Source organism: Bradyrhizobium sp. CB1015 (genome assembly GCF_025200925.1).
GTDB lineage: Bacteria > Pseudomonadota > Alphaproteobacteria > Rhizobiales > Xanthobacteraceae > Bradyrhizobium.
In genome coordinates this window covers 6551121-6569762 of the sequence record NZ_CP104174.1, presented here as the reverse complement: position 1 = coordinate 6569762, position 18642 = coordinate 6551121, and the positions used below count along the sequence as shown (strand labels likewise).

15 protein-coding genes are annotated in these 18642 nt (G+C 65.3%); 3 read left to right on the top strand and 12 right to left on the bottom strand.

Translation table 11 applies throughout. The annotated features are described in order from the left end of the window. Window positions 1–888 (top strand): 2-oxo-4-hydroxy-4-carboxy-5-ureidoimidazoline decarboxylase, encoded by an 888-nt coding sequence (gene uraD, locus N2604_RS30825; protein WP_260376341.1) that lies wholly within the window; start codon window positions 1–3, stop codon window positions 886–888. Here the strand turns inward: uraD and N2604_RS30820 are convergent. After that, window positions 885–3611 (bottom strand): molybdopterin-dependent oxidoreductase, encoded by a 2727-nt coding sequence (locus N2604_RS30820; RefSeq protein WP_260371783.1) that lies wholly within the window; start codon window positions 3609–3611, stop codon window positions 885–887. The genes uraD and N2604_RS30820 overlap by 4 nt on opposite strands. After that, a complete protein-coding gene (locus N2604_RS30815) occupies window positions 3608–4435 on the bottom strand; it encodes an FAD binding domain-containing protein (RefSeq protein WP_260371782.1) in 828 nt (275 codons plus the stop codon). The genes N2604_RS30820 and N2604_RS30815 overlap by 4 nt, the downstream gene beginning before the upstream one ends. Before the next feature lie 146 nt (window positions 4436–4581). On the opposite strand from N2604_RS30815, the gene N2604_RS30810 reads away from it, so the two are divergent. Continuing rightward, the gene (locus N2604_RS30810; protein ID WP_260371781.1) at window positions 4582–5931 is read left to right on the top strand and encodes an 8-oxoguanine deaminase; all 1350 of its coding nucleotides are present in this window, start codon (window positions 4582–4584) and stop codon (window positions 5929–5931) included. A 111-nt stretch (window positions 5932–6042) separates the two neighbouring features. Here N2604_RS30810 and N2604_RS30805 read toward each other — a convergent pair whose 3' ends face one another. The 4 genes from N2604_RS30805 to N2604_RS30790 all read right to left on the bottom strand — a co-directional run bounded on the left by N2604_RS30805 (window position 6043) and on the right by N2604_RS30790 (window position 10747). Next, window positions 6043–7119 carry a BMP family ABC transporter substrate-binding protein gene (locus tag N2604_RS30805; protein WP_260376340.1) on the bottom strand — a complete coding sequence of 359 codons (1077 nt, stop codon included), beginning with the start codon at window positions 7117–7119 and terminating at the stop codon, window positions 6043–6045. A 77-nt stretch (window positions 7120–7196) separates the two neighbouring features. Continuing rightward, entirely contained in the window at window positions 7197–8114 is a 918-nt protein-coding gene (locus N2604_RS30800) for an ABC transporter permease (protein WP_260371780.1), read from the bottom strand. Next, window positions 8101–9192, bottom strand: a complete 1092-nt coding sequence (locus N2604_RS30795) for an ABC transporter permease (RefSeq protein ID WP_260371779.1) — start codon at window positions 9190–9192, stop codon at window positions 8101–8103. The genes N2604_RS30800 and N2604_RS30795 overlap by 14 nt, the downstream gene beginning before the upstream one ends. Then, window positions 9176–10747, bottom strand: a complete 1572-nt coding sequence (locus N2604_RS30790; RefSeq protein WP_260371778.1) for an ABC transporter ATP-binding protein — start codon at window positions 10745–10747, stop codon at window positions 9176–9178. Before N2604_RS30790 ends, N2604_RS30795 begins: the two co-directional genes overlap by 17 nt. Window positions 10748–11317: 570 nt before the next feature. Here N2604_RS30790 and N2604_RS30785 point away from each other — a divergent pair. Continuing rightward, the gene (locus tag N2604_RS30785) at window positions 11318–12421 is read left to right on the top strand and encodes a hypothetical protein (protein WP_260371777.1); all 1104 of its coding nucleotides are present in this window, start codon (window positions 11318–11320) and stop codon (window positions 12419–12421) included. Window positions 12422–12507: 86 nt separating this feature from the next. Here the strand turns inward: N2604_RS30785 and N2604_RS30780 are convergent, their stop codons facing one another. The 6 genes from N2604_RS30780 to N2604_RS30755 are packed head-to-tail and all read right to left on the bottom strand — an operon-like array spanning window position 12508 to window position 18384. Continuing rightward, entirely contained in the window at window positions 12508–12993 is a 486-nt protein-coding gene (locus N2604_RS30780; RefSeq protein WP_260371776.1) for a nucleoside deaminase, read from the bottom strand. An 11-nt stretch (window positions 12994–13004) separates the two neighbouring features. After that, window positions 13005–14537 carry an ABC transporter ATP-binding protein gene (locus N2604_RS30775; protein WP_260371775.1) on the bottom strand — a complete coding sequence of 511 codons (1533 nt, stop codon included), beginning with the start codon at window positions 14535–14537 and terminating at the stop codon, window positions 13005–13007. Next, a complete protein-coding gene (locus tag N2604_RS30770; protein ID WP_260371774.1) occupies window positions 14534–15217 on the bottom strand; it encodes a cysteine hydrolase family protein in 684 nt (227 codons plus the stop codon). Before N2604_RS30770 ends, N2604_RS30775 begins: the two co-directional genes overlap by 4 nt. A 17-nt stretch (window positions 15218–15234) precedes the next feature. After that, a complete protein-coding gene (locus tag N2604_RS30765; protein ID WP_260371773.1) occupies window positions 15235–16161 on the bottom strand; it encodes an ABC transporter permease in 927 nt (308 codons plus the stop codon). Between the two features lies 1 nt (window position 16162). Further along, window positions 16163–17275 (bottom strand): ABC transporter permease, encoded by a 1113-nt coding sequence (locus N2604_RS30760; RefSeq protein ID WP_260371772.1) that lies wholly within the window; start codon window positions 17273–17275, stop codon window positions 16163–16165. Continuing rightward, window positions 17272–18384: a BMP family ABC transporter substrate-binding protein gene (locus tag N2604_RS30755; protein ID WP_260371771.1), complete on the bottom strand. Its 1113-nt coding sequence runs from the start codon at window positions 18382–18384 to the stop codon at window positions 17272–17274. The genes N2604_RS30760 and N2604_RS30755 overlap by 4 nt, the downstream gene beginning before the upstream one ends. Window positions 18385–18642 lie beyond the last annotated feature (258 nt).

Genomic DNA, 18642 nt, shown 5'->3' with positions numbered 1-18642 from the left:
ATGTCGCAGATTTCGCTCGCCGATCTCAACGCTGCAAGCACGGCCGACTTCGTCGCCGCGCTCGCCAACGTCGTCGAATATTCGCCGTGGATCGCCGAGCAGCTCGCGGCAAAGCGGCCGTTCGCCGGCATCAATGAGCTGCACGCCGCGCTGATGGCGGCGATCCAGAGCGCCGAGCCTGACGCTCAGCTGGCGCTGATCCGCGCGCATCCCGATCTCGCCAACAAGACGCAGCGCGCCGCCGGCCTCACCGTAGAATCGACCGACGAGCAGAACAGCGCCGGGCTCGACCGGCTGTCGGATGCCGAATATGCCGCGTTCGAGCGGGCCAACAACGCCTACCGCGGCAAGTTCGGCTTCCCCTATATCGTCTGCGTGCGCCGTCACACCAAGGATTCCGTGCTGCGCGACTTCGAGGCGCGGCTGCTCAACATCGCCAAGACCGAGACGCGGCGTGCGATCGAGGAGATCGGCCGCATCTCCGCGCTGCGGCTCGACCAGCTCGTCGTTGCCGACGACAGGCTGAAGGTGCACGGCCGGCTCTCGACCCATGTGCTGGACAACCAGATTGGCAGGCCAGCGCCGGGCATTCCGATCGAGCTCGTGGAGCTCGCGAGCCTTGGCGAGAACCGCGTCATCGCGCGCACGGTGACCAATGCCGACGGCCGCACCGACCAGCCGCTGATCGGCGGCCGTCCGCTGCCGATCGGCCGCTACGAGCTGCGCTTCAGCGTTGCCAAATACTACGCCGCGCGCAATGTGCCGCTGTCCGACCCGCCGTTCCTCGACGAGATCCCGCTGCGCTTTGCGATCAGCGAGCCGGAGAGCCATTACCACGTGCCGCTGCTGGTCACGCCCTGGAGCTACTCGACTTATCGCGGCAGCTAGCTGCCGAACTTCTCGTGAAGCGCCGGAAACAGTCGGTCCGGCTTGAAAGGCGGTGCAGTGAAGCGAATGCCGGTGGCGTCCGCAATCGCGTTGCCGAGCGCGGCGGCGACCGGATTGTACGGGCTCTCGCTCATCGACTTCGCGCCGAGCGGTCCGATCGTGTCGGACGTCTCGGCGAAGAAGACCTCCGTGCGGGGCACGTCGGCGAAAGAGGGCAGGTGGTAGTCGCGGAATTTCGGATTGGTGACGCGGCCGCTCGCGTCGATCACCATCTCCTCGTAGAGCGCAGCGCCGAGCGCCTGCGCCACGCCGCCTTCGACCTGACCGCGGCACTGCATGGGATTGGCGACGACGCCCGCGTCCGCGGCGTGCACGCTCCTGAGAATCCGGAGCTCGCCGGTCGCCTTGTTTACCGCGACGCGAAAGCCCTGCACGTTGAACCCGACCGATCGCGGCGTGCCGCCGGAAGTGCCGCTGCCTGCGAACGGCCGGCCGCGCTCGCAGGCGAGCTTCGCCAGCTCCGTAAAAGGCATGCGGCGGACGCCGCTGACGACAGCGTCCGCATCGAGCGCGCAAGTCCCCACATCGCACAGCCAGGCGTCGGCGGCGGCCGCCTTCAGCTCGCTCGCAAGCTGCACGGCTGCCGCATGCGTCGCCTTGCCCGCAACGAAGGTGCCGGCGCTGCCATAGGCGCCGGTGTCGTGGCCGCCATGGGCGGTGTCGGACTGGCGCAGATGGATTCTCTCGACGGTGGTCGCCAGCGTGGTCGCCGCGATCTGGCGATGCACGGTGCTGGTGCCGTTGCCGAACTCGGCGGTGCCGACGGTGAGGCCGAAGCCGCCATCGTCGTTGAGCGCGATCGTCGCATCGGCGAAGTGGCCGGCCGGCGGCACGGTGTCGATCATGGTCAGCGCGATGCCGTCGCCGATCAGCCATTCCGGCGACAGCTCTCGCTGCGGGCCATCGGCCTGCATCGCGCGCTCGACCAGATCGAGGCACTGGTCGAGCCCGTAGGAGCCGTAGAGCACGTCGTGATATTCGGACGGCGGCGGCGACAGCATGGGATCGCCGGGCCTCACGATATTGCGTCGGCGCATTTCGTAGGGGCTGATGCCGAGTTGCCTCGCCAGCTCGTCGATCGCCGCTTCCACCGCGATCAGCGCCTGCGGCAGGCCATAGCCGCGAAACGCCCCCGCCGGCACGGTGTTGGTGTAGACGGCGACGCCGTCGACCCGCTTGTTCGGGCAATTGTAGACGGCGATGGACTCGGCCAGTGCGTGGAACATCACGGGGCCGGCATGATTGCCGTAGGCGCCGGTGTTGGAGAGCACGTCGAGCTGCAGCGCAGTGAGCTTGCCGTCGCCGTCGGCGCCGGCTTTGACGTGGATCCGCATCGGATGCCGCGTCGAGGTCGCGATGAACTGCTCCTCGCGTGTCAGCTCCAGCTTGACCGGCCGCCCGGTCTTCAGCGCGGCGAGCGCCAGGATGTCCTCGACGAACATCTCCTGCTTGCCGCCGAACCCGCCGCCGACGCGTTCGCAGAACACGCGGACCTGGTCCATGGGGAGCTGGAAGATGTCCGACAGCGCACGCCGGGTCAGGAACGGCACCTGCGTCGAGGTGCGGACATTGAGCACGCCGGAATCATCGAGCCAGGCGAGGCCGCCATGGGTCTCCAGTGCAGCGTGCTGCACTCGGTGACTGTGGAAAGTGGCCTCATAGGTGGCGGCAGATGTTGCAAGCGCCGATGCGACATCGCCGAACTCGCCATGCGTCTCCGCGACCAGGTTGCGCCGGGCATGGGCAACGCGGTTCGCGCTGGTGCGGTCGGGATGAACGACCGGCGCACCCGGCGCCATCGCCTGCTCGGGATCGATCAGCGCCGGCAGGATCTCGTAACTGACTTTCAGCTTGCGGCACGCCGCCTCGGCAGCGGCTTCGGTCCCGGCGACGACGGCGGCAACCTTCTGGCCGATGAAACGAACGACGTCATCCAGGACGCGGGTATCCTCCGGGTCCATCCAGTCCTTCTCGTGGCGCGCCGTCGACATCAGGACGGACGGCGCGTCCTCATGCGTCAGCACGGCGTGCACACCGGGGATGCTCAGCGCGTCCGACTTGTCGATCGAGACGATCCTGGCGTGCGCATGAGGCGAGCGCAGCAGCTTGATGTGCAGCAGGCCATCGATTGCGGTGTCGAAGGTGTAGCGTGCCGTGCCGCGGACCACGTCGGGGCCTGCGGGGGCCGGCAGGCTGCGGCCGAAGGCGGCACCGGCCTCGACGCTCGCCTCGACATTGGTCTGGCCGAGGATCGCGTCCTCGATCGAGCGATAGCCGGTGCAGCGGCAGATGTTGCCTTTCAACGCCGCGCCGAGGTCGGTGCGCTGCGCCTGGTTCAGCGAGGCGCAGGTCAGGATCATGCCGGCGGTGCAGAAGCCGCATTGAAAGCCCTGCGCATCGAGGAAGGCCTGCTGCATCGGATGCGTGCCGTGATCGCCGCCGAGGCCTTCGATCGTGGTCACGATGCGGCCCTCGGCCCGGAACGCCGGGATCAGACAGCTGTGCACGGGCTCGCCATCCAGCAGCACGGTGCAGGCGCCGCAGTCGCCGGCATCACAGCCCTTCTTCACGCCGAAATGGCCAAGCTCCCGCAGGAACGTGCGCAGGCACTGGCCGGCGCGCGGCTCCTGGGAGAACGCCTTGCCGTTGACCTCCAGGCTCATGGGGGTGTCGCTCCCAGCAGCTCGCCGCGAATTTCCTCGGCGAGCCGCAGCGTCATGTGCTTGCGCCAGAGTGGCGCGCCATGGATGTCCGTGTGGTACAGATCATCGGTAATCTCTTGCATGAGCGCGGCGCGCAGCGCGCCTGCGTCCGGGGCTTTGCGGAAGCGCAGCTGGATCGGCCGCACCGTCGACGCGGTGACTGTGAGCGTCAGCGTGTCGTCGGCTTCGAGGCTGCCGATCAGCAGCGCCGCCGAGCGGCCGACCGGCGCCAGCGAGATCTGGCGGAACGCGGTGCGGCGCTTCAGTGCGGCGATCGGGATGTCGATCTGCCGGAGAAGGTCGCCTGGCGTCAGGCGATTGCGCTGGTTGCCGGTGACGAATTCGGCGACCGGAAGCCTCTGTTCACCGCCGCCGGCCTTCCAGATGGTGCAGACGCCATCGAGCGCCGACGTCAGCGAGATCATCGGTCCCGCCGGCAGCGACATGCAGAGATTGCCGCCGACGGTCGCGGTCTTCCAGATCTTGAACGACGCAAGAAAGGCCCGGCAGCATTGGTTGATCAGCGGCGCGGCGAGCCAATCGGACGGGCAGGCGAGCCCATCGAGCTCTGCGATAGTGCAGGTGGCTGCGATCGAGAGGTGGCTCTCGGTGATCGTTAGCGCCGGCCATTTCAGATCGGTGAGATCGATCAGTCGCGTCAGATGCGTTTGCGGCTCCGAGAACAGCCAGGTGCCCCCCGCGAGCCAAGCATCACCTGCCGTCCAAACGGGCAGCTGCGCGCGCGTTTGCGGATGGGCGACGGCTGTGATGGTATTCAAGTCCATGGCTGCGCCAACGCTTCCGACGGTTGAATGGTCCGAGCGAAGTGTTGCAAGACGGGAGCCAAGTGGCAACAACAAGTCGAAGCAAGGGCGCGATCGTCCTCGGCCTTGCAGGTCCGCCGTCAGCGTGGGCGAGGAGAAGCAGGATCATGACTGAGGCAAGTTCGACTTGGATCAGGGATCCCCTGGCCATCCTCGCCGACGGGGCCGAGCGCGGCATTGTGGTGAAGGGCGGCCGGATCGTCGAGCTCGTGCCGGCGGGCGGTGTGCCTGCAACCGCGGATGTCGCAGTGTTCGATGCGGGCGAACACGTCGTGCTGCCAGGCCTGATCAATACCCATCATCACTTCTACCAGACGCTGACGCGGGCGCTGCCGGCCGCGATGGACCGCGAGCTGTTCCCCTGGCTCCAGGCGCTCTATCCGGTGTGGGCGAGGTTGACGCCGGAAGCGCTCGAGCTCGGCGTCACCGTGGCGATGTCCGAGCTTTTGCTCTCCGGCTGCACGACAACGACGGATCATCATTACGTCTTCCCGGCTGGGCTTGAGGAATCCGTCGATATCGAGGTGGCGGTGGCGAAGCGCCTCGGCGTGCGCGTGCTGCTCACGCGCGGCTCGATGAACCTGTCGCAGCGCGACGGCGGCCTGCCGCCCGACAGTGTCGTTCAGGACGAGGACACCATTCTCGCCGATAGCGCCCGCGTGGTCGCCAAGCACCACCAGCGCGGCGCGGATGCGATGGTGCAGATCGCGCTGGCGCCATGTTCGCCATTCTCGGTGACGACGTCGCTGATGCGCGCCACGGCCGATCTCGCCGACAAGCTCGACGTGCGCCTGCACACCCATCTCGCCGAGACCGAGGACGAGAACAGATTCTGCCAGCAGATGTATGGCTGCCGCCCGCTCGACTATCTCGACCAATGCGGCTGGCTCAATGCCCGAACGTGGCTCGCCCATGGCATCTTTTTCAACGACGACGAGATCAAGCGCCTCGCCAAGGCGAAGACGACCATCAGCCATTGTGCGTGCAGCAACCAGCTGCTCGCGTCGGGCTGTTGCCCGGTGTGCGATATGGAAGAGGCGGGCGTCGGGATCGGCATTGGTGTCGACGGCTCGGCCTCCAACGACGGGTCCAACCTGATGCAGGAGGTGCGGGCCGCGTTCCTGCTGCAGCGGGTGCGCTATGGTGTCACGAAGGTCAGCCACAAGGATGCGCTGCGCTGGGCCACCAAGGGCTCGGCGGCCTGTGTCGGACGGCCGGAACTCGGCGACATCGCTGTCGGCAAGGCCGCTGATCTCGCGCTGTTCAGGCTCGACGAGCTGCGCTTCTCCGGCCACGGCGATCCGCTGGCTGCGCTCGTGCTATGCGGGGCGTATCGCGCCGACCGGGTGATGGTGGCTGGAAAATGGGCGGTGATCGACGGTGCGATCCCGGGCCTCGACGTGGCAGACCTCATCCGCCGCCACAGTTCCGCGGCGCGCTCCATGCAGGCTGGATAGTCGAGGCAAAATAGAAAAAGAGGGGGCAGCCACAAGTGCCGGGTGCTTCTGGCCACCCCCTCCGAACCTCCTCCGGGAGGAGCAGGTGATTTAGTCAATGCAAGAAGCGTGCTACTTGCCCGGCAGCTTGTCGTCGATGCCCTTCACATAGAAATTCATACCGAGGATCTGGCCATCATCCAGGTGATCGCCGCCCTTGCACTCGACCGGCTTGCCGTCCTGCCCAACGATCGGGCATTTGAACGGATGCAGCTTGCCCGCGGTGATCGCAGCCTGGGCATCCTCAGCCATTTTTTTCACGTCGTCAGGCATGTTGGTGTAGGGCGCCATCGCGAACATGTGGCTGTCGAGGCCGCCCCAGGTGTCCTCGGACTTCCAGGTGCCGGCGAGCTCGGCCTTGACGCGCTCGATGTAATAGGGGCCCCAGGTGTCGAGGATCGAGGTCAGCTGGGTCTTGGGCCCGAACTTGATCATTTCGGAATCCTGGCCGAAGGCCAGCTTGCCGCGCTCGCTGGCGATCTGCATGGCGGCCGGCGAATCCGTGTGCTGCATGATGACGTCGGCACCCTGGTCGATCAGCGCCTTGGCTGCGTCGGCCTCCTTGCCGGGATCGAACCAGGTGTTGGCCCAGATGATCTTGACCTTGATGTTCGGATTGATGGTCTGCGCCGCCAGCATCGTCGCGTTGATGCCGGAGACGACCTCCGGAATCGGGAACGAGCCGATATAGCCGAGCACGCCCGACTTCGACATCTTGGCCGCGATCAGGCCTTGAATGTAGCGGCCCTGATACCATTTCGCCGAATAGGTCGACATGTTCGGGTTGCGCTTGTAGCCGGTGGCGTGCTCGAAATGCACGTTCGGATATTTCTTGGCGACCTTCAGCGTCGGATCCATGTAGCCGAACGACGTGGTGAAGATCAGCTTGTTGCCGGCGCGGACGAGCTGCTCGATCGAGCGCTCGGCGTCCGGGCCTTCGGGCACGTTCTCGAGATAGGTGGTCTCGATCTTGTCGCCCAACTCCTTCACCAGCGCCTGGCGACCGAGGTCGTGCTGATAGGTCCAGCCGAGGTCTCCGATCGGACCGAGATAAACGAAGCCGACTTTCAGCTTGTCGGCGGCGGAGGCCGCACTGACGCTCCCGGCGAGCAAGAGCCCGGCAGCCAGTGCAAGAAGTGATTTCCTCATCATCGAATCTCCAAACTTCGGGGGAAGCCACGATCCGCAGCATGCGCGCCCCATCGCGCAGACTGTAGAAGCGAAATTCAACGGTCGGGCACGAACACCGTGCCGAGCGCGGCCGGCGCGGTCGAGCCGCCGGTGCGCGCGCGGGAGATAAGGACCAGCACGATGACGGTCGCAAGATAAGGCAGTGCCGACATGAATTGCGAAGGAATGCCGACGCCCCAACCTTGCGCGTGCAGCTGCAGGATCGTCACCGCGCCGAACAGATAGGCGCCGACGACGAGCCGGCCCGGCCGCCAGGACGAGAACACCACCAGCGCCAGTGCGATCCAACCACGGCCGGCTGTCATGCCCGGAATGAAGAACGGCGTATAGGCGAGCGGCAGATAGGCCCCAGCAAGACCCGCGCAGGCGCCGCCGAACATCACGGCGAAGGTGCGGATGCGCAGGACGGGATAGCCGAGCGCATGCGCGGAAACGTGATTGTCGCCGCAGGCGCGCAGGATCAGTCCCGCTCGCGTCCGGTACAGGAACCACCAAACGCCGACGATCAGCGCGATCGAGAAATAGACGAAGCCGTCCTCGCCGAACAGCACGCGGCCGATCAGCGGAATGTCGGTCATGACGGGAATATAGAGGTGCACGGCCGGCGTGATACGCTCGCCGACGAAGCTGGCGCCGATCAGGCCCGAGAGCCCGACGCCGAGGATGGTCAGCGCGAGGCCGGTGGCGACCTGGTTGACGGCGAGCCCGAGTGCCATCAGCGCGAAGACGAGCGACATCAGCGTGCCCGCGAAGATGCCGAACAGTGCGCCGATAAAGATCGATCCGGTCAGCCAGGCGCCGGCAAAGCCACAGGCCGCGCCGACGATCATCATGCCCTCGACGCCGAGATTGAGCACGCCGGAACGCTCGACCACGAGCTCGCCGGTCGCCGCAATCAACAACGGCGTCGACGCGGCGAGCACCGCCAGGATGATGGCCTCAACCAGCTCCACGGGCCACCTGTCGGTTCGGGAACACCAGCTTGAAGCGGTAGAGAATGAGGGAGTCGCAGGCGAGCACGTAGAACAGCAGAATGCCCTGAAACACCTTGGTGACGTCCAGCGGAATCTTCATCGCGATCTGCGCCTGCTCGCCGCCGATAAAGGTCAACGCGAGAAAGAGGCCTGCAATTAATATTCCAAGCGGGTTCAACCGGCCGAGGAAGGCGACGATGATCGCGGTAAAGCCGTAGCCGGGCGAGATGCCGGGCTGGAGATGCCCGATCGGACCCGCCACCTCGATGATGCCGGCAAGCCCGGCCAGCGCCCCGGAGACGGCGAAGGTCAGGATGATCAGCTGATTGGCGTTGAAGCCACCGAACCGCGCTGCACGTGGCGCGGCGCCGACCACGCGGATCTCGAAGCCCTTGATGGTGCGCCCGAGCAGGATCGCGGCTGCCGCGACGACGAGCAGGGCGATGATCGAGCCGACATGGAGCCGGCCTCCCTCGATCAGCAGCGGCACCGTCGCCACCGGATCGAACTCGGCCGTGGTCGGGAAATTGAAGCCGTGCGGATCGCGCCAGGGACCGCGCACGAGATAGTCGAGGAAAAGGTCGGCGACATAGACCAGCATCAGGCTGGTCAGGATCTCGCTGGCGCCGAACTTCACCTTGCAAATCGCTGGGATCAGCGCATAGAGCGCACCTGCGGCGGCGGCGAGGACGAGCATGGCCGGAAGGACCCACGCGCCCGCGTCAGTGCCTTGCGTCTTCACCGCGATCCAGCTTCCCGCGACTGCGCCGACCAGGAATTGCCCTTCGGCGCCGATGTTCCAGGCGTTGGCGAGATAGCACAGCGACAGGCCGATCGCGATCATCACCAGCGGTGTCGCCTTCACCGCGATCTCCTGGAGCGAATAACCGTCGGTCAGGGGCGCAATGAAATAGGCGTGCAGGGCAAGCAGCGGATTCTTGCCGAGGATCGCGAACAGGATGACCATGGTGACGATCGTAAGGCCAATCGCGATCAGCGGCGACACCAGCGCGATCGTGCCAGAGCGCTCGGCGCGCTTCTCAAGCACCAGCTGCATGCGCGACCTCCTTCGGCTCCAGGCTGCTGCCGCCCATCAGGAGGCCCAGCTTCTCGCGGCTTGCTTCGCTTGCCGAGAGCGGGGCCGACAGTTTGCCGTGGAACATCACGGCGATGCGGTCGGCAATCTCGGCGAGCTCGTCGAGATCCTGGCTGGTCACGAGCACCGCGGCGCCTGCGGCGGCGAGATCAAGCAGCGCCTGACGGATGACGGCGGCGGCGCCGGCGTCGACGCCCCAGGTCGGCTGGCTCACCACCAGCACCGCGGGGTTGCGCAGGATCTCGCGTCCCACGATGAACTTCTGCAGATTGCCGCCGGACAGGCTCGCGGCCTCGGGATCGCGCTTGGCCTTGCGGACGTCGAAGGTCTCGGTCGTGCGGTCGACCGTTCTCAGCGTCGCCGCCGTATCGATGAAGCCGCGATGGACCATGCCGCTGGCGGCATGGCCGGTGAGCAGCGCGTTCTCCGACAGTCTCATCCGCGGTGCGGTGCCGTGGCCGAGCCGCTCCTCGGGAACGAAAGCCGCGCCCAGCTGGCGCCGCTGGGTGATCGAAAGATGACCGGCGGCGATGCCTTCGATTACCACCGTTCCGGGGGCCTTCGAGAGGCGCTCGCCGGACAGCGCGGCGAACAATTCGTCCTGGCCGTTGCCGGCGACGCCGGCGATGCCGAGGATCTCGCCGCCCTTCAGCTCGAATGAGATGTGCTCGAGCCGCACGCCATGCGCCTCGGCGGGGACGAGCGAGAGATCGTTGACGACGAGCCGCGGCACGGTGGTCTTGCGGCCGGATGCGGCCTTCACTTCCTTGACCTCGCTGCCGACCATCATCCGCGCGAGTGAGGCGGCGGTTTCAAGCCGAGGGTTGCAGGTCTCGACCTTCCTGCCGCCGCGCAGGATCGTCGCGGTGTCGCAGAGCCGCTTCACCTCCTCCAGCTTGTGGCTGATGTAGAGGATGGCGCGGCCTTCGGCCTTGAGGCGCTCGAGCACGATGAAGAGCTGGTCGGCTTCCTGCGGTGTCAGCACCGCGGTGGGCTCGTCCAGGATCAGGAATTTCGGGTCCTGCATCAAGGCGCGGACGATCTCGATGCGCTGACGCTCGCCGACGGAGAGTTGCCACACCTCGCGCCTGGGATCGAGCGGCAGACCGTAAGTCTTCGACACTTGTTCCAGCCGGGCGGACATGTCCTTGAAGGATTCCTTGCCGTCGAGGCCGAGCGCGACGTTCTCGGCAACCGTGAGATTGTCGAACAGCGAGAAGTGCTGGAACACCATGCCGATGCCGCGGCTGCGCGCTTCGGACGGACCGGACAGCAGGATTCGCTCGCCCCGCCAGTGAATCTCGCCGGCGCTGGGCTGGATCAGTCCGTAGATCGCCTTGACCAGCGTCGACTTACCGGCGCCGTTCTCGCCCAGCAGGGCGTGGATTTCCCTCGGCCAGATGTCGATATCGATGCAATCGTTGGCGAGGAAATCGCCATAACGTTTGGTGAGGCCGATGGTCCTCAGGAGCGGGGACTTGCCGGAATGCTGGCCGTTGGGCGTCGGATCTAACATTCGCTGATGCGCTTGCATGGGTGAAGTGCCTCAATACTGGGCCAGTTTGAACCGCGGCGTAAGATGTGAAAAAGCATCATCCCTTGCCCAACGCTTCGGCAAGCGCTCGGCCCAGCGCTCGACATCGATTCCGAGCCATCAACCCCTGCGAACAGCACCTGCACGGCGGGGGCGATCGCGTCTGCGAGTGGGTCCCTGTTGCAATTTTGTGACGGTTCAAGGCAAATCGGAACCCGCTGTGCAGACCTGACGCCATGTTGAGCAATGGACGCGTCGGTTGCCCATCGGGTGAAGTGCAGCGGTGGCAACAGCTGCGTCAGTGCGGCGCTGCGTTCGGGCGCGATCAGAAAATCCGAATAAAAACAATCGCGAATGTTCGGCAGCGGTGCTCCCTTTCTCTGAGCGTTCGCTCCACCTCGGGGCGTCGCAATTCTTTCGTCGTCCTGCGCGTGCTGCTGCAACATGCGCCACGCCATGTGAAAAGTTGAGGCTTCTCGGTCCGGGAGATCGGCGCAAATGTCGCACCCAGGGGCGCGCATTTTTGCTTGCCCAAACGAGGGGGTATTCAGGATGTCGTTTCGTTATGCGGCAGTGGCAGCAGCGGCGCTGTCACTTGCTACGCTGGCCACCGGTGGCCTGGCTCAAGCGGCGGATCTGCCGGTCAAGGCGGCCAAGAAGGCTGCAGACCTTCCGTTCTTCCTGGTGATCGATAACCGCGTCACGTTCTCGTACATCTTCAACGCTGCGCAACCGGGCGCGTGGTCGTTCCGGCCAGATGGATCGATCGACAGCAAGACCACCAAGCAGGTCTATTCGTTCACCCATTTCGACCTCTGGGCGTATGGCACAAACTTCTTCACCATCTCCATGTTCAAGTCGGATCACAATGATCCGGCCGGGCCGTGCACCAATGCGGGGACGATCTTCGGTGCGCCGGCGACGTGCGCGGGTGCGACCGAAATCTACGGCCTGTTCCGCTCGACCTTTGGCTGGAACGAGCTCTTCAACACCAAGGCTTTCAGCGCGGGCCCGCTGCACAACATCTCGTTCGAAGTCGGTATGGATGCCAACACCGAGAACCGGTATTTCGGCGCTGCCAAGCGCGACGTCGTCGGCGGTCTGCAGTTTGCATTCGACCTGCCCTACAAGGGGTACATCAACGTCGCGCCGCTGGTCTATTGGGAGTTCGCCAACCACAATTCCTTCAGCCAATGCGGGCTGTTCGGTCCGGGCGTTCCCGGCGTCACCTGTCTTGCGGACGGCAACACGTCGTTCAAGCCAACCTGGGCTGTCGAGATCAATTACTACATGGACCTCGGCTTCCTGCCGCCGAACATGCAGTATTTCTCGATCAGCGGCCGTGCCGGCTGGTACGGCAAGAAGGGCACGGACACCGAGCCGCTTCCCTACAGCCCGGCGAACGGCGTCTACAACACCGCGGTCGAGTTGAATTCGGAGCCCATCCGTCTGACCTTCGATGCGTCGAAGGCGGCCTGGGGCGACAAGTACTCGCACTTCGTGGACGTCTGGGTGGCTTACCGCTACTGGCAGAACAAGTTCGGCCTCGATCACAACCTCGCGGTCGGCTGTACCACGCCCGTCGGTGGCGCGAGGGTGAGCACCGGAGCGTGCACCGAGTCCTCGCTCTACTCCGGTATCACCGTGAAGTTCTGATCGCCTGATGCTCTGCAGGTGAAAGACGATGGCGCCGCGTCAAACCTCCGCGGCGTCATCTTCTTTGGCCCTTTGGGGATGTGCTGCTACTTGGTCCAAACGCCGTCGTGCAACGCTTCGGCTTCCTCTTCGAGCAGCGGCCCGACGACCTCCGTGGGCCGCTGGCCGCTGGCAAAGACCTCGCGGCACGGCAGATTGAGGGTCGGATTCTCCGGATGGTTGCCGGTGATGCCGCGCAGGCGATGCTCGCTGAGGCCATAGACGACGCGGCCGATGCCGGCCCAGTAGATCGCGCCGGCGCACATCGCACAGGGCTCAGCCGAGGAATAGAGCGTGGCTTTCGCCAGCACCTCGCGATCGAGCGTGCGGCAGGCCTGGGTGGCTGCGAGGCGCTCGGCATGCGCGGTGGCGTCGTGATCCGGCATGTAACCGTTCTCGCACTCGATCAGCACCTTGCCGTCCACATCGACGACGATGCAGCCGAAGGGGTGGTTGCCATGGGTGAGGGAACGGCGGGCGACCGCGAAGGACAGGCGCAGGAAGTGCTCGTCGCGCCCTGATGCGTCGTCCATCGATCCTCCGTTCAGTGTCCCGCCATGTGCCGGCCGACCACGGTGAGATCGGCTTCGCTGGTCCGTGCTTCATACACGAATTCGCCGTGGAACATCACCACCAGCCTATCGGACAATTCGAGCAGCTCGTCGAGGTCCTCGCTGACCAGCAGGACGGCGGCGCCGCGGTTGCGCGCCGCCATGATCTCAGCGTGGATCTGCGCCACCGCCGCGAAATCGAGGCCGAAGCAGGGGTTGGCGGCGATCAGCACCTCGACGTCGCCGCCGAGCTCGCGGGCCAGCACGGCGCGCTGCACGTTGCCGCCCGACAGCGACGAGATCGGCGTGTCAGGCGTGCGGGTCTTGATCTTGTACTGGCCGATCTTCTTCCTGGCGTCGCTGCGGAAGGCGCCGCGATTGAGCCACCAGCCGCCGCTGGCAAAGGGTGCGCGGTCGAATTCGCGGAAGGCGATGTTGTCGGCGACGCTCATGCCGCCGACGCAGGCATTCTTCAGCGGCTCCTCGGGCAGCAGCGACATCCTGTGGCGCCGCATTTCCTCGCGGCTCGCGTGATAGGGATCGTCGGCGACGCGCACTTCGCCGCTCTCGGCCTCGCGCTGGCCGGCCAGAACCTCGACGAGCTGGCGCTGGCCGTTCCCGGAAACGCCGGCGATGCCGACGATCTCCCCGGCGCGCACCGTGAGTGAGACATCGTGCACGGCAACGGCGCCCGCATCGTCCAGGGCGCGGAGCTTTTGCAGCTCCAGCCTGGCCTGACCGGCTTCGCCGGTGCGCGGCGGCTGCACAGTCAGCTCCTCGGCGCCGATCATGGTGCGCGCCATCTCATCCGGCGTCAGCTCGGAAACCTTGCCGGCTCCAGCGAGCTTGCCGCGGCGCAGGATGGTGACTTCGTCGGCGAACGCCATGACCTCGCGGAACTTGTGCGTGATCATCAGGATGGTCAGCTCGCCCTTCACGACCATGTCGCGAAGCATGCCGAGCACCTCGTCGGCTTCCGCCGGGGTCAGCACCGAGGTCGGCTCGTCCAGGATCAGGAAGCGGCGCTTCAGATAGAGCTGCTTGAGGATCTCGCACTTTTGGCGCTCGCCGGCGGAGATGTCGGAGACCTTTGCGCCGAGCGGCACCTTGAAAGGCATGCGGCCCAAAAACGCCTCCAACTCCCTCATCTCGTTCGGCCAGTTCACCACGGCCGGCACGTCGTCGCGCGCCAGCACGAGGTTTTCGGCGACCGTCATGGCGGGCACCAGCGTAAAATGCTGATAGACCATGCCGAGGCCGAGGGCATGGGCATCCTTCGGATTGGCGATCGCCTGCTCGCGGCCGCCGACGATGATGTCGCCTTCTGTCGCGTGGTAATAGCCCATGATGCATTTGACGAGGGTGGATTTGCCGGCGCCATTCTCGCCGAGCAGGGCGTGGAACGAGCTCGGCCGCACCTTCAGCTCGACATTGTCCAGCGCCAGGAAGTCGCCGAAGCGCATGGTCATGGCGATGGCATCGACGCCGAAGGCGCCCGAGGGCGGAGGCGTTTCGCCGATGATCACGAAATCGCTCCGATGAAGGCGTCCGACGTCGAGACCGCGCCGAACACGCCGCCCTGCATCTTGATCATCTTCAGCGCGTGGTCGTGGTTGCTCTTGTCGGTCGCGCCGCAACAATCGTGCAGCAGGACGCATTCGAAGCCGCGGTCGTTGGCCTCGCGCATGGTGGTGTGGACGCAGACGTCGGTCGTGATCCCGGTCAGCACGATGTTCTCGATGCCGCGCACGCGCAGGATCAGCTCCAGATCGGTGGCGCAGAACGAGCCCTTGCCTGGTTTGTCGATGATCGGCTCGCCCGGCAGTGGCGCCAGCTCCTCGATGATGTCCCAGCCCGGCTCGCCGCGCACCAGGATGCGTCCGCACGGACCGGGATCGCCGATGCCGGCGCCGATCTGGCGCGAGCGCCAGCGCTTGTTGGCGGGCAGGTCGGAGAGATCGGGGCGGTGGCCTTCACGGGTATGGATGATGTGGAAGCCTTGGCTGCGCATCGCCGCGAGCAGCCGCTTGATCGGCTCGATCGGCGCCCGTGTCAGCGAGAGGTCATAGCCCATCTTGTCGACATAGCCGCCGACGCCGCAGAAGTCGGTCTGCATGTCGATGATGATCAGCGCCGTATTCTCCGGGCGCAGATCACCATTGTAGGGCCAGGCATAGGGCTCGGAATTGATGTAGCGCTCGGGCATGGACGACCTCGTGCGTGTTACCGTGTGATCGAGAGTTCGGCGGGTGCGCCGGTCAGCGTCCGCTTCGGCGAGCAGGTGACGATCATGATCGCCAGCGTCAGGATGTAGGGCGCAGCGTTGAACAGGTGATAGCCGGAGGTGACGCCGACCGATTGCAGCGCCGGACCCAGCGCCGCTGCGCCCCCGAAGGCGAGCGAAGCCCACAGGCAGAGCAGGGGATCCCAGCGCGCGAAGATTACGAGCGCAACGGCGGTGATGCCCTGACCCGAGGAAAGGCCCTCGTTCCAGCTTCCTGGATAGAACAGTGACAGGAACGAGCCGCCGATGCCGGCGAGGAAGCCGCCGACCATGGTGGCGCGCAGGCGGATCAGCAGAACGGAATGGCCCATCGCGCGTGCGGCATCCGAGCTCTCGCCGGCGGTGCGGATGAGAAGGCCCCAGCGGGTGGTGCGGAAGGCCCAATACAGGATTGGCGCAAGCACCACGCCGATCAGGAACAGCACGTTGATGCGCAGCGCGGCGCGGACTTGCGGGATGTCGCTCCACCAGCCGAAGTCGATGGCGGGCAGTCGTGGCGCTGTCGGCTCGATCAGCGGCTTGCCGAGATAGAAGGCAAGGCCGGTGCCGAACAGCATCAAGGCAATGCCGACGGCAACGTCGTTGACGCGCGGCAGCGAGCAGATGCCGGCATGCAGCGCACCCAGCAACGCGCCGGTGATGCCGGCGGCAAGCACGCCGAGCCACGGCGATCCCGTGAGATAGGAAATGCCATAGGCGCTCATCGCGCCCATCACCAGCGTGCCCTCGAGGCCGAGATTGATACGGCCCGAGCGCTCGGTGATGCATTCGCCCAGACTCACGAACAGGAATGGGGTGGAGACGCGAATGGCGCCGCCAAGCACGGCGAGCGGGACGGTCCAGAGGCCGATCGATCCGTCTGCCATCTCAGGATTTTCCCTTCAGAAATCCGATGCGGCCGTAGAGCGCATCGCTGGCGAGCACGAAAACGAAGATAATGCCCTGCAGCACCAGCACGGACGCATCGGGTAGGCCCAAGCGGCGTTGCAGCAGGCCGCCGCTGGCGCTGATGCCGCCGAGCAGGATCGCGACGGGGATGATGGCGAGCGGATTTTGCCGCGCCAGAAAGGCGACGAGAATGCCGGTGAAGCCGTAGCCCGCGGCGAGGTTGGCGTTGGTGCGTCCCTGCACGGCGGCGACCTCGACCATGCCGGCGAGGCCAGCCGCGCCGCCGGCAAGGAAGCAGACGGTCAGGATCAGCTTGTCGACGCCGAGGCCGACGATCTTCGCAGCACGGATGTTGCCGCCGGCCACGCGCGCGGCGAAGCCGAACACGGTGTGATAGATCAGGATGTAAGAGGCGATCGCGGCGATCAGGCCGAACACGAGGCCCCAATGCACGTCGGTGCCTGGAATGGAGCCGATCATGTTGGCGGCGCCGATCTCGCGGGTGGACGGCTTGTTGAGGCTGGCGGGATCACGCATCAGCCCTTCGACGAGATGGTTGAGGATCGCGAGCGCGATGTAGACCAGCAGCAGGCTCGAGATGGTCTCGTTGACGCCGCGATATTGCCGCAAGCCGCCTGAGAGCATGATCCACAGTCCGCCGCCGGTCGCGCCGGCGCAGACCATGGCGATCTGGACGACGAAAGGCGGCATGCCCTGAAGCGCGAGTGCGGCGCTGGTTGCCGACAATGCGCCGATCAGCAGCGCGCCTTCGCCACCGATGATGACCATGCCGAGCTGCGCCGGCAGCGCGGTACAGAGTGCGGTGAGGATCAGGGGCGCTGCGCGCGTCAGCGTGTTCTGCCAGGAAAACCAGGTGCCGAACGCGCCGTAATACATGTAGAAATAGAGATCGAGCGGGTTCTTGCCGAACATCGCGACGAAGATGCCGAACACCGCGAGCGCGCCGACAAGCGCCGCGCCGGGGATCAGGACATATTCGATCGTGCCGCCGTGACGCTGGAGGAAACCGGGATCGGCGGCCGGGGCGACTGTCCCGACCGCATCCGTGGAATCCGCCGCTTCCGTGGTCACGAAGTGGCTCCGAGCACACCCTCGACGAGGTAGTCCATCTTCTCCAGTTCAGGATCCTTCTGGCCGCGATCGGTACCGGCAGGGATCACCGTCTTGCCCTTGTTGTCGACCAGCCCACCCTTGAAGATGGCGTAGCCTTCTGCCGACAGGAATTTTGCCTTGGCCTCGTCGGCAGCCTTGCGCGCTTCAGCCGAGACCGCTTCGCCATAGGGCGAGGTCTTGACGATCTCTTCCTTCAGGCCGCCGCGGTAGAAATTCGGGATGCCTTCGCCGGAGGCGATCATCTTGACGAACTTCGGATAGAGCGCTTCCCAGTTCCACTCCGCGCCGGTGAGATAGGCCTTGGGTGCCAGCGCCGACTGGTTGGTGTGATAGCCGCAGACGAAAGCGCCGCGCCGCGCGGCATTCTCGACCATGGTCTTGGGCCCATCGACGTGACAGGTGAGCACGTCCACGCCCTGATCGATCAGGCTGTTGGTGGCTTCGGCCTCCTTGACCGGCATCGACCAGTCGCCGGTGAAGATCACCTGCGTGGTGGCCTTCGGATTGACGGACTTGGCGCCAAGCGTGAAGGCATTGATGTTGCGCAGCACTTGAGGGATCGGTTTGGCCGCGACGAAGCCCAGCTTGCCGCTCTTCGACGTCAGGCCGGCGACGATGCCGGAGATGTATTGAGCCTCGTCGATGTAGCCGAAATAGCTGCCGGCGTTCTTGGGGTCCTTGTCGCTCCAGAGGCCGCCGCAGTGCTCGAAGCGCAGCTTCGGGTACTTGTTGGCCATCTTGATCATGTGCGGATTGTAGTAACCGAACGAGGTCGGGAAGAGCAGGGTGGCGCCGTCGAGATTGATCATCGACTCGATCGTCTTCTCGACCGCGTCGGTCTCCGGCACCTTTTCCTCCTCGACCACCTTGAGCCCGGGAATCTTCTTCAGCGCCGCCGCGCCCTGCGCATGCGCCTGGTTGTAGCCGTAGTCGTCGCGCGAGCCGACATAGATGAAGCCGATGGTGGTCTCGGCCGCGAAGGCCGGGCGGAGACCCGCTGCCGCGCCGAGGGTGAGGGCCGCGCCGCCCTGCAACAAATGACGTCGTGAAATCCTGCCAGAATCCATTGCTCGCTCCCCTTGGCGGATGCCCCGCCTTGATCTCGCGGCTGCGCCGGCTTGGCGGAGCCGGGATCGGATGTCGCAAGCTTCATGCCAGAGGCTATGAAGAGTGCAATCCGTCGTAAGCAATTGAAACATATAAGAGATAAAGAGTGAGATGGACTTGGTGAAGAAAGCAGCAGATTATTTTATAGGCAATATCCAAACATTGTATGCAGTGGAGTTGAGCAGCCCGAACCAGCTCGCGCATGTGTATGACCGGCG

What these genes read in the sequence shown, in the direction of transcription:
- uraD (WP_260376341.1), top strand. Translation starts at nt 1, where the DNA reads ATGTCGCAGATTTCGCTCGCCGATCTCAACGCTGCAAGCACGGCCGAC.
- N2604_RS30820 (WP_260371783.1), bottom strand. Translation starts at nt 3,611, where the DNA reads ATGAGCCTGGAGGTCAACGGCAAGGCGTTCTCCCAGGAGCCGCGCGCC.
- N2604_RS30815 (WP_260371782.1), bottom strand. Translation starts at nt 4,435, where the DNA reads ATGGACTTGAATACCATCACAGCCGTCGCCCATCCGCAAACGCGCGCG.
- N2604_RS30810 (WP_260371781.1), top strand. Translation starts at nt 4,582, where the DNA reads ATGACTGAGGCAAGTTCGACTTGGATCAGGGATCCCCTGGCCATCCTC.
- N2604_RS30805 (WP_260376340.1), bottom strand. Translation starts at nt 7,119, where the DNA reads ATGAGGAAATCACTTCTTGCACTGGCTGCCGGGCTCTTGCTCGCCGGG.
- N2604_RS30795 (WP_260371779.1), bottom strand. Translation starts at nt 9,192, where the DNA reads ATGCAGCTGGTGCTTGAGAAGCGCGCCGAGCGCTCTGGCACGATCGCG.
- N2604_RS30790 (WP_260371778.1), bottom strand. Translation starts at nt 10,747, where the DNA reads ATGTTAGATCCGACGCCCAACGGCCAGCATTCCGGCAAGTCCCCGCTC.
- N2604_RS30785 (WP_260371777.1), top strand. Translation starts at nt 11,318, where the DNA reads ATGTCGTTTCGTTATGCGGCAGTGGCAGCAGCGGCGCTGTCACTTGCT.
- N2604_RS30780 (WP_260371776.1), bottom strand. Translation starts at nt 12,993, where the DNA reads ATGGACGACGCATCAGGGCGCGACGAGCACTTCCTGCGCCTGTCCTTC.
- N2604_RS30770 (WP_260371774.1), bottom strand. Translation starts at nt 15,217, where the DNA reads ATGCCCGAGCGCTACATCAATTCCGAGCCCTATGCCTGGCCCTACAAT.
- N2604_RS30765 (WP_260371773.1), bottom strand. Translation starts at nt 16,161, where the DNA reads ATGGCAGACGGATCGATCGGCCTCTGGACCGTCCCGCTCGCCGTGCTT.
- N2604_RS30755 (WP_260371771.1), bottom strand. Translation starts at nt 18,384, where the DNA reads ATGGATTCTGGCAGGATTTCACGACGTCATTTGTTGCAGGGCGGCGCG.